Origin of the sequence: Microcoleus sp. M2_D5, from assembly GCF_036701935.1 — a bacterium.
Lineage (GTDB): Bacteria > Cyanobacteriota > Cyanobacteriia > Cyanobacteriales > Microcoleaceae > Microcoleus.
This window is the reverse complement of record NZ_JAUBRP010000050.1, coordinates 19982-33521: the sequence shown is the minus strand read 5'-3', so window position 1 is coordinate 33521 and position 13540 is coordinate 19982. Positions and strand designations below refer to the sequence as shown.

Below are 13540 nucleotides of genomic sequence, written 5' to 3'. Positions count from 1 at the left end.
GGAGCAGGCATCTTGCCTGCTATAGTTATGTCTTCAGAACAGGCTTTCGGGCCTGTTCCACAACAGACAAATATTTTGTGGAGCAGGCATCTTGCCTGCTATAGTTATGTCTTCAGAACAGGCTTTCGGGCCTGTTCCACAACAGACAAATATTTTTGTGCAGGCAAGATGCCTGCTATAGTTATGTCTTCACCACTTCTGAAGCGAGAGTTAGGTGTTTTCGGCGCAACTCTCATGGGGTTGGGCTCGATTGTGGGCACTGGGGTATTTGTGAGTATCGGCATTGCGGCGGAAGTTGCTGGGCCGGGAGTGATTTTGGCTGTATGTATTGCGGCTTTTGTTGCTGTGTGCAATGGCCTTAACAGCGCTCAATTAGCGGCAAATCATCCTGTTAGCGGCGGTACTTATGAATATGGCTACAAATATCTCAATCCTTGGCTGGGTTTCACTGCCGGTTGGATGTTTCTGTTGGCGAAAACGGCTTCTGCTGCTACTGCGGCTTTGGGTTTTGCGGGGTATTTTTTAAATGCAGTTGGTGTAGCCGATCGCACTTACCTGATCCTAACAGCTTTGGTCGCCCTCGCCGCCATCACTTTAATTGTATTGACGGGAATTAGGCGATCGAATATTGCCAATACTGTCATAGTCTCAGTTACACTTCTATCCTTAGCGGTGTTTGTTGCTGTCGGTTTGCCAGAGGTAAGGTGGGAAATAGCCACCGTACAGAATGATAGCTCGATCGGCTCCATCCTCCAGGCCACCGCCCTGATGTTTGTCGCTTATAGCGGTTACGCCCGCATCGCCACAATGAGCGAGGAAGTGCGGGAACCGAGGGAAACCATTCCCAAAGCCATAATTTTCACTTTGGTGCTGACAATGCTGCTTTACGTCGGGGTAGCAGTAGTTGTCGCGGGCGCGGGGGGAGCCGATAAATTGTCTTTACCAGGCGGCACGGCTGCACCTTTGGAAGTTATCGCCCGCAGTTTCCCAATTCCGGGAGTTTCTCAACTGCTAGCCGTCGGCGCAATTACCGCTATGTTGGGAGTCTTGCTGAACTTAATTTTAGGGCTCTCGCGCATCTGGCTGGCGATGGGGCGGCGCTTGGATATGCCGAGAGTCTTGGCGCGGCTGAATCCAGAGGGGACAACTCCCTACGTGGCTGTGGTGGTTGTGGAAGTTACGATCGCACTTTTAATCCTCCTCGGCGATGTCAAAACCACTTGGTCATTTAGCGCTTTTAGCGTTTTGATATATTACGCTATCACCAACCTCGCCGCCCTGCAACTTTCCCCCGCCGAAAGGCTTTATCCGCAGTGGTTGGCTTGGGTGGGTTTGGGGAATTGTCTGTTTCTGGCTTTTTGGGTGGAGAGACAAATTTGGCTGACAGGATTGGCATTAATTGCCGCAGGTTTAATTTGGCGGGCGATCGTCCGACTCCCGGCGAGAAACTAGAAGTGTGATAAATTGAAACAGCATCCCGCATTGTAGAGGGTCATGCCCGATCGAACCTCCGAGCTTGCGACTCAAGAATCCCTCGCATTCAGCGCCATCAGTCGCTATATAGCTCAAACCCTAATTACCATTCAGGAAAAGCATCCCGAATGGATAACTGAAAAATACAGGAAAACCCCCTGGGCCAAACCTGATTTTCAGTCAGTTTTGATTGGAAAATTGACAAAAAGTTTTACAGTAGCCAGCGATACAGATTCCCTGGTGCTGAGTGCGAAAAAATACCTACAAATTCTGCTGATTCCAGAATTCGTTAATTCACCTCAATTCAGTAAATTATGTGCCAAAATTCAGCAGCTAGCCCAATCTCCAACAGCACCAGCTAAATCACAAAACTCAGTTTCGTCAGAACCTCCAACTCCAACAAGCAATCAAGCAGCCCCGCTTCCTGTCGGCATTGCTATCTTGCTGCTAGATGTCGAAAACTTGCAACTCACCATCGAAACCGAAAAATTCCTAGAGGGAATTTGCCACTATCCCATCCAAATCAAAGTTGCCTTTGCCAACTGGCGCAGCATGGGCAAAAAAGATGCCGAATTTCACCAGCGCGGCTATCAACTAATTCACGTCCCCCCCGGCAAAGACAGCGCCGACTTAAAAATGGCTACAGTCGGCGCATCGATTTTCGTACATTATCCCACAGCCAAAGAGATTTTTGTCTGTTCGTCCGATCGCGCCCTCACTCACCTCAGCAACACACTGCAAGCCCACGGACTAACCGTATTTCAAGTCCGCAAACAAATAGATAAAATTATAGTTTTAAACAGCAAAACCGGACAAGTGGAAACCCATTCCCTCGTCACCACACCGGAAATAACCCCCCTAGAACAATTAGTTATTCAGCTAAAAGAATTAATCAAAAAAGAGCAAAAACGTACCTCAACTCAGTGGATAAAACTTTCTACAATTTCAGCTTTATTTAAGGAAAATTACGGCTTAGTCCTCAATCAAGTTGTTGCCCATCATTTGCTCGGTACTAAAACCAGGGATATCTTTCTCAAATATCCCACCGATTTTGCCCTCCACAAACCCTCAGAAACTTCTCAAACTTATGTCACTATTTTTGAAGTCAAACTGTCGCCCCCACCCCCAATACTTAACCAAGAAAATCTCAATAACCATCAGGCAGCACCTGCCAGCTTGACAGATATTAATTCTCTAGAAGACTTGGAAAAAGCTCTTGTCAAAATCGTTGGCGACTTAACAGACAACTCTCCTGAAAATTCTGTATTTCTATCCAATGTTGGCAGCGAATTTCACCGACAATACGGCAAACAAATTACCCAAATAATTAAAGAATTTAATTTGGGTAAAAAATTTACTAAATTTTTGCAATCCTGCGCTTCTCTCCAGCTAAAAAAAGCCGAAAAAGGCTGGCAAGTTTCCCTCAATTAATTAAAAATTAAAATATATAGCCATCCTAAATAATTTGTGAATTTCTTACTCCCTCCCCTTGATAAGGGGAGGGTTGGGGTGGGGTCAAAAATTTACGACTCCTGCAAGGATTGCTATATCAACATCCCCATTACAAGCAACTTGAGTTATCATACGATCTGGACGTAAAGAAATGTAAAGGGATATGCACGACAAAGTTGTGGTTGTGGTGGGTGCGACTGGCGGCATCGGTTCAGCAGTAGCCCGCAAACTCGCTGATGCGGGTGCGAGGCTAGTGCTCGCCGCCAGAGACAGCAGTAAATTAGACGCTTTAGCTAGCGAACTTTCCGCAACAGAGGTACTGTGCGTGCCCACAGATATCACCGATTTACCCCAAGTCGAGACGCTGATGCACAAAGCTGTGGAACATTTCGGACAAATTGATGCCCTCATAAACGCCGCCGGTGCCGGAATTCTCAAGCAGTGGAACAAGTTAGAACCCGCTGATTTAGATGCAATGCTTGACTTGAACTTGAAAGGCAGTTTTTACACGTCTCAAGCAGCGGCGAATGTGATGAAAGAGCGCAAATCCGGCCACATTTGCAATGTCATCGGGATTTTGGGCAAGCATTCGATGGCGATGGGAACCGCTTATTGCGCTTCAAAGTTTGGGGTAGTTGGTTTCAGCAAGTGCATGGCAGATGAGCTGCGACGCTACGGTATTAAGTTTACGCTATTCTATTTTGGCGGGGTGGATTCTCCGTTTTGGGATAATGTGAGTTTGAAGGTAGATAGGTCAAAAATGCTGACTACCGAAACTGCTGCAAATGCGATTATGTTTGCTCTTTCGGCTGACCCGCAAGCTGTGCCGATGGAGATTAATATTCAGCCGGAAAGTCATTTGTTCTTTTAGCGATTGAGGAATTATTTGAAGGCATTCGCGATGCGGCAGCGGAAGCCCAAAGCCCGAATAATTATGACATCTTTAAGTTTGAGAAGTTGCGCGCAACCTGTTTAGGAATGAGAATTAAATAGCTTACACTCTTGATGACTGCTGTGGGATGGGCGTCCCGCCCGTCATGAGTGGACGGGCGGGACGCCCATCCCACAATAAAAAAGGGAAATTATTTAATTGACACTCCTTATGTAGGGTGCACCTCGGCACACCTTACCGCTTGACGAAGACCTCGCAGCCAAATCCAAGTTATCGCAGACACCGAGTTTCTTTTAATTGCCGACCTATTTCTGCCTTCAGGGGGAGTGAGGGTATTCAATTTTTATGTTATTATCAAACGCGCGCACAAAAAACACATGAAAAATATCCATTCCTCAGTCCCTACCTTGCAGTTTCGCCTTGAAAATCGGCAGATTTTCTATTTTTCAGTTTCCATTTTCAATTATTGATTATGGAGTTCGATCGCATTCAATTTTACGTTGAAAACGCTAAAGTATCCTGCGACTGGTTTGTCAGCCAGTTAGGCTTTCAATCCATAGCAGGCTATGCCAACAGCCACACTCACACTGAAGTTGTCAGCAGCGGCAATGTATGTTTTGTTTTATCTTCGCCCCTAACTTCCGCTAGTCCCGCTGCTAGTTGGTTGAAGTTTCATCCTCCAGGGATTGCCGATGTGGGTTTTCGGGTAAAAAATATCGAATTAGCGGTAGCTAGAGCGGCTGCAAAAGGCGCTAAAATCCTGGAACCGATTCAAGAAGACCTAAACGCAGCAGGCTATTTTAAGCGGGCAAAAATCGCGGGCTGGGGAGATTTAAGCCATACGCTGGTGGAGCGAATTGGCAGCCATTCACTGCTATCGGCTTCGGATAAGCTGCCGTTGTTTACCCGGATTGACCACGTAGTGTTAAATGTTGAATCTGGGGATTTGTCAAGTGCTGTTAGTTGGTATCAAAAAATATTAGGTTTTCAACTGCAGCAAAATTTTGACATTCAGACTGAGAAATCGGCTTTGCGGAGCCAAGTTATGGTGCACGCTGAAGGTGGGGTGCAATTCCCGATTAATGAACCGGCATCAGCTAATTCTCAAATTCAAGAGTTTTTGAGCGCAAATCGAGGGCCGGGAATTCAGCACATGGCTTTGCAAACTAATAATATTGTGGGGGTTGTTGCCGATTTGCGATCGTGCGGTTTGCCTTTTCTGCCAGTTCCTCCAACATACTACTCCGAATTGCAGCAGCGGCAAAACTATTTGCCCGCAGATTGGCAAGCAATTGCAGCTTCTGAAGTTTTGGCAGATTGGCAAGAAGATACTCCCGCAGCGATGCTGCTGCAAATCTTTACCCAGCCAATTTTTGCCGAACCGACTTTCTTTTTCGAGATTATTGAGCGCCGAGTTAGTTTAGTTAACGGCAAACAGGTGCAAGCTGGAGGTTTTGGGGCGGGGAATTTTCGAGCTTTGTTTGAGGCCATTGAACGCGAACAAATGAAGAGGGGAAGTTTGATAGATGATTGATAAAACTTCCACTTTTGAGGTCATAAAGGCGTGTTAATCAGCACTGCGATATCTTTCCAACCGTAGGCAATTTCTTTGAGTGCAACTCCTGCTCTACTTGTTTGCTGTTCGTCTACTTTTTCACCTCCTAAGAATTCATAAAACCTATAGGCTGAATTGTCTCCTAGTACCCAAACTAGCATCGAGTTAAAACTTAATTCTGCCAATTTTGTGGCAACTGTTCTGACGAGTTGCCGTCCGATTCCTTGACGCTGATATTCCTCCAAAATATAGATAGCAAATAATTCTCCTTTATATACATATTTGCCGGTGCGCTCGCCACCACCCGCAGCAAAACCCACAATTTCTCCCGATTCATTCTCAGCAACGCAGACAAAAACGCCAGTATTTTTGACGTTAGCCAGGATTTCTTGCCAATTGCTTTCTCGCTTTTCATAGGATAACTGTGCGAGGTAATCTGCTGGTATAATTTCCCGGTAAGCTGTCCGCCAAGTATCTAGATTCACCCGTGCGATTGCAGGTGCGTCAGCGATTTTAGCTTCTCTCACAATCATCAGAAAATACTCCTTTCGGGCCCTGAAATTCTATTGTTAAGTCGAGGGCAACTATACGATCGCGCCCTTCTAGTTTAGCTCGATACAGGGCTCTATCGGCCTGTCCAATTAACTCCTCGATCGATAAACCAGCAGCAGGTACAGTAGTAGCGATTCCCATACTGAGAGTTATAAACTCACTTACCTTGGAAGCAGCATGAACAATTGCCGCTGCTTTCAAATCCCTGCGAATTGCTTCAGCTACCTGCTTTGCTCCTTGCACATCAGTTCGCGACAAAATTACCGCAAATTCTTCGCCTCCGTAGCGGGCGGCTAAATCTCCTGCGCGCTGAGCGTTGCTACCTAAAATCTGGGCTACTTGTTTTAAACATTCGTCGCCTCCTTGATGCCCGTAACAATCGTTGTAAAGTTTGAAAAAATCGATATCGCACAAAATTAAAGACAGCGACTCTTTTTCTCGCTCCATCAACTGCCATTCTAACTCCAATTTTGTGTCAAAACAGCGGCGGTTGGGAATTTGAGTCAATCCGTCCACAGAAGCGAGCCGCTGCAATTCCATGTTGGCTGCTTCTAATTCTAATTTTGCTTGTTCTAAAGCTAAATTTTGCCGAGCTAATTCTTCACTTTGCCGTTTTTCTTGTTCGTACAAAAATCGGATTGAAGCTTCAGCTTCTTGCAGTTCTTTCTCCGCATATTTGCGCTTGACAAATTCTCCTAACTGAGAACTTACCACAGCTATTATCTGAAGTAAATCTTGATCCGGTTGCAGTTCTTCCCGGCAAAAAAAAGTCATTACTCCTACAACTTGGCCTTTAGCGTGAATGGGGAAACCGAATCCCGATCGCAGTCCCGCTTCCTGGGCCAAGCGCGATCGCACGAAATTGCGATCGGCCACAATATCAGTAATCCAATGCGTAGAACCGCTTCTGGAAACCGATCCGGGCAAACCCTCACCCGCCGCCAAAGTAATCTGCGGGTCGTTTTCGGCAAACTCGCTAACTTCTTCCCCTGGCTGCCAAACTGCCACCCGCCGCCAACAAGGAGTTTCCTCGATCGGACAGCAAAGTGGCAGACACCAAAGCGACTGTTTTTCAGATTTTATTTTCGCACCCAATCTAGTTTCTTTCTCCCCCTCTGCTGGCGTCCACAGTTCGCCAATATCCCACCCAAAACTTTGGCAAATAGCTTGCAATATTCTCGGAGTTGCGCTATCTAGAGAACTCGATTCTGACAGGATATGAGTAACAGCATACTGTGCTTCTTGACACTTTTTTATGCGTTGTTGCTTGGTAATGTCTTTGCCGATATAAACAAAATCTTGTATAACCCCGCTCTCTGTATCCTTGCTTCCTATGCTTGTCTCGAAAGTAGAGCATGAAAACGCGACAATCAACTTTAAACCTATTTTCGTTTGGCAAGCTACTTTTACTTGAGGCCAATATTCGCTTTTAAGTGCAGGAGGTAGCTGGCTAACTTTGCGTAACAATTCCTCCTCTGCCGTAATTATCGATATGGATTGACCGATTAATTCCGATTCGGTATATCCAAATAATTTCTGTGCAGCTTGATTCACTTTTTTGATTTTGCCCGATGTTCCAGTTACGAACAAAACATCACCTAGGGAATTAATAATTTTGTCAATATAATCGCCAGTCGCAGCTAAGTAATCGGCTTTAATACTGTTTTCGTTGGCAGCCTGAACCATGCTTTGCTGAGCTGCAATGCTATCTGTCACATCTTCGCATAAAATAATCAATCTGTCAGCATTGGCTTGTGCCTTATAACCAAATATGTACAAATTTAGATACAAATAAGAGCCGTCTTTGAGAACTCGGTTAATTGATTTTAACTGAAAGTCTTGCTCTCGTTCTTCAATAATGCCTTCAAGGATTCCTTCAATTCCGATCAGTTCAGGAAAACTATCGCGCACGTCTTTTCCTTCGGCTGCTTCCTCATGAATGTAGGCAAAATCTTGCACTTTTAAAGATATTTCTTTAATCTTAAGTTCCCGATCGACTGCGAGGTATTCAATCCTGCGTAAGGATAACAGCTTATAAAGAAGAATATTCATACTTCTGGCGCTGCTCTCTACAGTTAATGTTGGAAGTATTTGGTTATTGTAGAGCATCACTCTCCAAGGTTAGCCGGTAAAGTTAGTTGTTGTTTGGCTGCGATTTATCATGGAAATTTTTATACTGGCAGATGTCATCACCCGTTACCGCTGGCTAATTTATGCAACCAGTACACTTTGGAGTCTCCCAGCAGTTTTTTGCCTATTTTAAAAATGAGGCAAAATATTAATTTGACCCACTTTTTTTTGAAAAACGGTCGTCAAAATCCGCCTCAATTGAGGTAGAAATTTATGAACAATATGTAGCGGTTTACACTATTTTTCCGGCACATTTTAATTTTAAATTCCCCGATATGGCTGACAACCGCTCGAGTTGAGGAACAGCACAGTTTAATTCAAATGTTTGCTTTAATTAGCACCATTCCTATAGACCTTACCTCCCCTGGGTATTTGTGTCAATTTTTGTAAAGAAAGTGTTACCTTTAAATGATATAGTATCGAAGGATTTGTATACAAAGCTTAAAAATACTCTGCTAAATGCTGAGACTTATTACCGACTTTGACGGCCCGATTATGGACGTGTCCGATCGCTACTACCGAGTTTACCAGAAGTGTCTCGCCGAGACTCAACGTGAGGGTCAAGCAGTGCGCGAACTCCCCAAGGCAGAGTTTTGGGACATGAAGCGCGCGCGGGTTCCCGAAACCGAAATCGCCATTCTCTCAGGATTAGACGCAGATCAAGCCCGCGATTTTGCCCAAAAACGCCGTCAAACCGTCCACACCCTACCCTACATGATTTACGATCGACCAGCTCCCGGCGCTGTGGAAACTCTCGAAAAGGTGCAGCGCGCTGGAGTAGACTTAGCGGTGATGACCATGCGCCGCGTTAGGGAACTCGATGAAGCCTTCAACCGCTGCAATTTAGGGCAATTTTTCCCAGAAAACCGCCGCTATTGCCTCCCCAACGATTACGTTAAAACCGGGGATGTCAAAGATAAGCCCCTGTTGATGGCAAAAGCTCTCGCCGAACTCCCGCCGGCTTCTGACACTTGGATGGTTGGCGATACGGAGGCAGATATTGTAGCAGCAAAAACGCACGGTGTCAAGGTAATTGGTGTTTTGTGCGGAATTCGCGATCGCACCCAACTAGAAATGCACCAACCGGAGTTAATTGCCAACAATTTGAGCGAAGCAGTTGAGATTATTTTAGGTCACAAAAATTAGTCATTAGTCATTAGTCATTAGTTATTAGCTGATGTTATTTGTCGGAGGTCTTGATTTCACAGTTATTAGTGGTTGGCTGCTGACTAATAACTGCTGACTAATAACTGCTGACTAATGACTGCTGACTATCGCAGAAAACCGCTGACCAGCCACAGAATTAAAAACGTAAACAAAGCGATAAATTTCTCTGTTGTTATAAATGCCGGACTGACCAAAGAACCCAAAAAGCCTCCCAGCAACAAGCCTACAACCAAGCCAGCCACAGTCAGCAGCACGGCCCGACCAAATTTTTGTTCCTTGCGATTAATAAAATAAAGACAAGAGCCGACCCCAAGAGCCAGAGTCAACTGCAGTAAACCATCATTAGCCGCCGGATAAATACTCAGTCCGCCTAACCCCACATACACCCCAGCCGGCCACAAAATGTCCGATCGACTAGGAGTATCGATTAGCCGCTGCAACCAAGCTGGGCTGCCACTCGGAGGAGACGGAGTAAAGCTTGGGGGTGGGGGAGTCAGCCGTTCGGGAAAGCGGATGCGTTCGGGTACTTTAATTTTCCCTTCCTGTCGCTGCCGCAGGCGATCCATGAGGATCGCATCGTAAGCGGCTTCGATCGATTCCAAACGTTTCTTGTCACCGCTGTACTGCTCGCCTAGGCGCGTGCGGGCCTCTTGCACTTCATCAAAGGAAGCATCTTCATCGACTTCAAGAAGTTGATAGGGAGTTGGCTCACTCATTGTAATAACCCGCTGAAGACTCTCGTTATAGAGCAATCTTAACAAGAGAGGAAAGCGGGGCGGGAGCTCTGCCGCTTTCCCAAAAGTTTTGCTGCTAGTTTTTAGTGCTTTAAAACAGGAACCAGCAAACCTTACGAAAATAGAAACTAGAAGGCATTTGGCATTCGTAAATAAAAAATAATGAATCCAAAGATTGTTATTTTTATCTTGGCCGTCTAAAATTTTACCTTCTGCCAAATGCCCTCAGAAGGAACTTGTCCCGCCGGCGCTCACAATTCCCGACCACTGGACTTTTTTAAGTCGATCGCGGCGGTAGGAAAAAAAGCGAGCCGAGTCAGAATAAGTACAGAAAGGAGCGATCGCCACTTGAGAAAGATCGATTCCCAACTGCTGCAATTGCAGAGCATTGCAGAGGCGAACATCCAAGCGTACTTTTCCCGGTGCTGGATCGGGCAAGACAGGCGATTCGGGGAGTTGATGCAAAAACTCGCAGATGCCGTCTGCTGTCGCACTAACGGCACTCAAAGGAGCAATGGTGGCTCCCAGTTTCGCTGCTACTTCCACAGATACCTGGTAAACCTCTCCAGCGATCGCCGGCCCCATAGCAATCTTCAGATTTTCTAGTTGACTGCCTTGTGCCACAAGTTGAGCGATCGCCTCTGGTAATATCTTAGCAGCAGTCCCGCGCCAACCCGCGTGAACTGCCGCAACCAGTCCCGTGCGATCGTCAGCAATCAGCACCGGCACACAGTCAGCCGAGCAAACCCACACCGCCTCCAATTCTCTAGCTGCCACCAAGCCATCAGCCTCAGCATAGCTTGAGGCAGCGGTTTCCGGGCCCGGAGCCACAACCGGGGACAACTCAGTGGTTTTGAGTACCGCATTGCCGTGTACCTGTTGGAGTCGGTAAACCCTAGCTCCAGGTTCGAGAACCTCCGTCAGATCGATCGGCCCCTGGGGCGAGAAATCGCGCGTAAAAAAGCCGTGAGACCAGCGAGAAAGCAAGCTGCAAGTCAGATATGGCAAGCCTTCAGAACTCTGCCAGTCCCAACTGATACCGTCAGGCTCTCCGACGCACTCAGAGTCAGGAAAATTTGTCAAGCGATCGCCAGCTACAGTCATGAAACCTATCCTTACTCAAGCGCATCATTTAGCTTGTATTCTAAACAATCAAAAATTTTGTCCGCGTAGTTTAAAGGCAGCGGCAGCTTTAAGAAAAAAATCGCGATGAGTCGGCGGTTTTAGGACGACTCACCGAAGAGCACCATTCGCGCTTAACAGGCTGGACGGCCTGTTCCACAACAAGTGCATTTTCTTGTGGGGAGTAGGGGTTGGGCAGGAGAGCCCGCACTGAAAAGATTATTGAGAATGGTGCAATATCTCAAGACGACCGACTGCGCCGAAATTTTGCATAACCCGATAAATATAGGCAACTAATTAGCATATACGAACACCAAAGCGCTATCATCATTGTGGCCGTCACAGACTTCTAGACAAGTGCCATCGGGATCAAAAAAACAGGATATCGATCGCGAGTGAATGCGTAAGGCATTCGAGCTTGTTCTATGTGCAAAAAAAATTGCCTCAAGCCCGGTAAAATCAGTTAAGCCTGTATATAAAGACAAGGATTGCCATACATTCGATCCTGACTTCGAGATCCTTGTGCCCCCTGTTGAGTTGGGAAAAAAAATCGTGAAACCAGTTCCAGACAAGCAAATAACAGCCCATTTGAAAACCAAACAGCAAAAAAAGAACCCTACAGGCGCCCGGACTCGATCGCGCCTTTTGTCCGATCGCTCACTGCTGGTGGGACTGGGTTGTCTTGCCAGTCTGGGACTGCTCAGCAAAGGCTTAGTTTGGGCCCAAGCCGAAACTCCGCCAGCAGAACAAGCCGTCCCCGGCGCAGCAGACCTCCAGCCATTATTTGAAGCTCCTCTCCCGCCCCCGGAACCCGCATACAGCCAAGTGGAACCAGAACAATACTCTGAACCGCAGGCAGAAGTTCCACCGTCCGAGCCTTTCGATCCAGAACCTGCCTGGGAGCCTGAGTACGCCAGCGAACCACCTCCTACCCAATATTATCTGCCGGAGCCAGCGCTGATTCCCCTACCAGAAGCGACGGCCCAGGAGCCGCCTTTTGAAGCGCCAGTTAACCCAGCCCACGCTGAAATCGACCAAACAGACTACAGCATTGGCGCTACCACCGAGTACGAAGAGTACCAAGAGTACGAAGCGCCAACGAGAATAGAGTTTGCAGAGCGATCGACCGGGTGCGAAGGAGAAGGCGGTTTGTGCGCGCCTCCTCCTGTTTCCGAGCCGGTGACGGCAGATGCCGGAGAACCCAACTACAGAGAGGAACCTCCGCTCGCAGACGACGCTTATATTGCAGCCCCTCCTCCTCGAAATCTGCCAGAAAGCCTTCCGAGCGATGTTCGGGGAACTGTTGCCGGAAATAGTAGCGGAAATCCTGTCAGTAAACTCGGTCAAGCCGTTCAACAAATAGGCAGCCAGGTTTGGAGGGATTCAAACCCACCGGAATCTGCTTACGTACCCCCGCGCTACTCGCCTAACGCTGGATACTCCGCAGACGCTGGATACTCCGCAGACATCGGCTACTCGGCTAACATCGGCTACTCCGCAGACACTGGATACTCCGCAGACGCTGGGTATTATGCCGGATCTGCATCTTACGGTGGCGGCGCTCCAGCGCCCAGCATGGGAATCGGGCCGGTTCAAGTCGGTGCGATTAGTGTCAGCAGCGGCAGCAATACCGGTTTTGCTTACTACAATCTCACGCCGCGTCCCCCAGGCGTGCCCGGAAATGGCAACACCAGCTTGCTGTTTCCGCTATCTATTGCTTCGGCAATTACTTCGCCGTTTGGGTGGCGGACTCATCCAGTTCTGGGCTACGGCAAGTTTCACACCGGAACTGACTTGGGGGCTCCGATGGGAACGCCCGTACTGGCAGCCTATGCGGGTCAAGTGGCGATCGCAGATTGGTTGGGCGGTTACGGTTTGACGGTGGTTCTCAACCACAACAAAAAGTCTCAGGAAACTCTCTACGCCCACCTTTCGGAACTGTTTGTGAAACCGGGAGAGTTCGTGAAACAGGGAGAGACGATCGGCCGCGTCGGCAGTACGGGAATGTCTACAGGGCCTCACCTTCACTTCGAGGTTCGGCAAATGACCGATCAGGGTTGGGTGGCGATCGACCCGGGCTCTCAGCTAGAATTCGCTCTGGCAAAAATGATCGGCAGTTTGGAAACCGCCAAAGTACCGCAAATGCCGAAAATGGTTGAAATACAAACCGCTAACTCACTCAAGGATTTGGAAAGCGATCTGCCCCAGTTGCCACCTCTGCCGCTGGGAATGGACATCGAAGTTCACAACCTCCAGCCCCCATTCCCGGAACTGTTAAAAGCGGACACTTCTAAGCCCAAAGATGCCGAAGCCGTCAAACCCAAAATTCAGAAGCAAGCTAACAGGTAAAAATTCGGGATTGGCTAAATTAATTTTCTTGTGGAACGGTCGAAAAGCGCACTCCACAAGAAAATTAATGTTTTGTGCAACCAGCACACGAACTCGTTGCTTTTCCTCGTTACC

General features: G+C 47.5%; 10 protein-coding genes. 6 read left to right on the top strand and 4 right to left on the bottom strand.

The genetic code is table 11. The features are described 5' to 3' along the window. The 4 genes from QUA50_RS19935 to hppD form a co-directional block, all read left to right on the top strand. A partial coding sequence (locus QUA50_RS19935; protein WP_333266160.1) for an APC family permease occupies positions 1 to 1452 on the top strand: 1452 nt, incomplete at its 5' end. Positions 1453 to 1494: 42 nt separating this feature from the next. Then, entirely contained in the window at positions 1495 to 2904 is a 1410-nt protein-coding gene (locus QUA50_RS19930) for an NYN domain-containing protein (RefSeq protein WP_333266162.1), read from the top strand. A 184-nt stretch (positions 2905 to 3088) separates the two neighbouring features. After that, on the top strand, positions 3089 to 3796 hold the full coding sequence (locus QUA50_RS19925; protein WP_015176684.1) for an SDR family oxidoreductase: 708 nt from the start codon (positions 3089 to 3091) through the stop codon (positions 3794 to 3796). Positions 3797 to 4289: 493 nt separating this feature from the next. After that, positions 4290 to 5351, top strand: coding sequence for a 4-hydroxyphenylpyruvate dioxygenase (hppD, locus tag QUA50_RS19920; protein ID WP_333266164.1), 1062 nt, complete (start codon positions 4290 to 4292; stop codon positions 5349 to 5351). 20 nt (positions 5352 to 5371) lie between these two features. Here the strand turns inward: hppD and QUA50_RS19915 are convergent, their stop codons facing one another. Together QUA50_RS19915 and QUA50_RS19910 are read right to left on the bottom strand one after the other, a co-directional pair. Continuing rightward, positions 5372 to 5905, bottom strand: coding sequence for a GNAT family N-acetyltransferase (locus QUA50_RS19915; RefSeq protein WP_333266166.1), 534 nt, complete (start codon positions 5903 to 5905; stop codon positions 5372 to 5374). After that, entirely contained in the window at positions 5886 to 7976 is a 2091-nt protein-coding gene (locus tag QUA50_RS19910) for a diguanylate cyclase domain-containing protein (RefSeq protein WP_333266168.1), read from the bottom strand. The genes QUA50_RS19915 and QUA50_RS19910 overlap by 20 nt, the downstream gene beginning before the upstream one ends. 537 nt (positions 7977 to 8513) lie before the next feature. On the opposite strand from QUA50_RS19910, the gene QUA50_RS19905 reads away from it, so the two are divergent. After that, the gene (locus tag QUA50_RS19905) at positions 8514 to 9200 is read left to right on the top strand and encodes an HAD family hydrolase (protein ID WP_333266170.1); all 687 of its coding nucleotides are present in this window, start codon (positions 8514 to 8516) and stop codon (positions 9198 to 9200) included. 125 nt (positions 9201 to 9325) lie between these two features. Here QUA50_RS19905 and QUA50_RS19900 read toward each other — a convergent pair whose 3' ends face one another. Next, the gene (locus tag QUA50_RS19900; protein WP_333266172.1) at positions 9326 to 9937 is read right to left on the bottom strand and encodes a CPP1-like family protein; all 612 of its coding nucleotides are present in this window, start codon (positions 9935 to 9937) and stop codon (positions 9326 to 9328) included. Between the two features lie 243 nt (positions 9938 to 10180). After that, positions 10181 to 11059, bottom strand: a complete 879-nt coding sequence (pgeF, locus tag QUA50_RS19895; RefSeq protein WP_333266174.1) for a peptidoglycan editing factor PgeF — start codon at positions 11057 to 11059, stop codon at positions 10181 to 10183. Between the two features lie 570 nt (positions 11060 to 11629). On the opposite strand from pgeF, the gene QUA50_RS19890 reads away from it, so the two are divergent. Further along, entirely contained in the window at positions 11630 to 13426 is a 1797-nt protein-coding gene (locus QUA50_RS19890; protein ID WP_333266176.1) for a peptidoglycan DD-metalloendopeptidase family protein, read from the top strand. Positions 13427 to 13540 lie beyond the last annotated feature (114 nt).

Excerpts from the sequence above, each read along its gene's own strand:
- QUA50_RS19930 (WP_333266162.1), top strand. The coding sequence starts at position 1,495 with ATGCCCGATCGAACCTCCGAGCTTGCGACTCAAGAATCCCTCGCATTC.
- QUA50_RS19925 (WP_015176684.1), top strand. The coding sequence starts at position 3,089 with ATGCACGACAAAGTTGTGGTTGTGGTGGGTGCGACTGGCGGCATCGGT.
- hppD (WP_333266164.1), top strand. The coding sequence starts at position 4,290 with ATGGAGTTCGATCGCATTCAATTTTACGTTGAAAACGCTAAAGTATCC.
- QUA50_RS19915 (WP_333266166.1), bottom strand. The coding sequence starts at position 5,905 with ATGATTGTGAGAGAAGCTAAAATCGCTGACGCACCTGCAATCGCACGG.
- QUA50_RS19910 (WP_333266168.1), bottom strand. The coding sequence starts at position 7,976 with ATGAATATTCTTCTTTATAAGCTGTTATCCTTACGCAGGATTGAATAC.
- QUA50_RS19905 (WP_333266170.1), top strand. The coding sequence starts at position 8,514 with ATGCTGAGACTTATTACCGACTTTGACGGCCCGATTATGGACGTGTCC.
- QUA50_RS19900 (WP_333266172.1), bottom strand. The coding sequence starts at position 9,937 with ATGAGTGAGCCAACTCCCTATCAACTTCTTGAAGTCGATGAAGATGCT.
- pgeF (WP_333266174.1), bottom strand. The coding sequence starts at position 11,059 with ATGACTGTAGCTGGCGATCGCTTGACAAATTTTCCTGACTCTGAGTGC.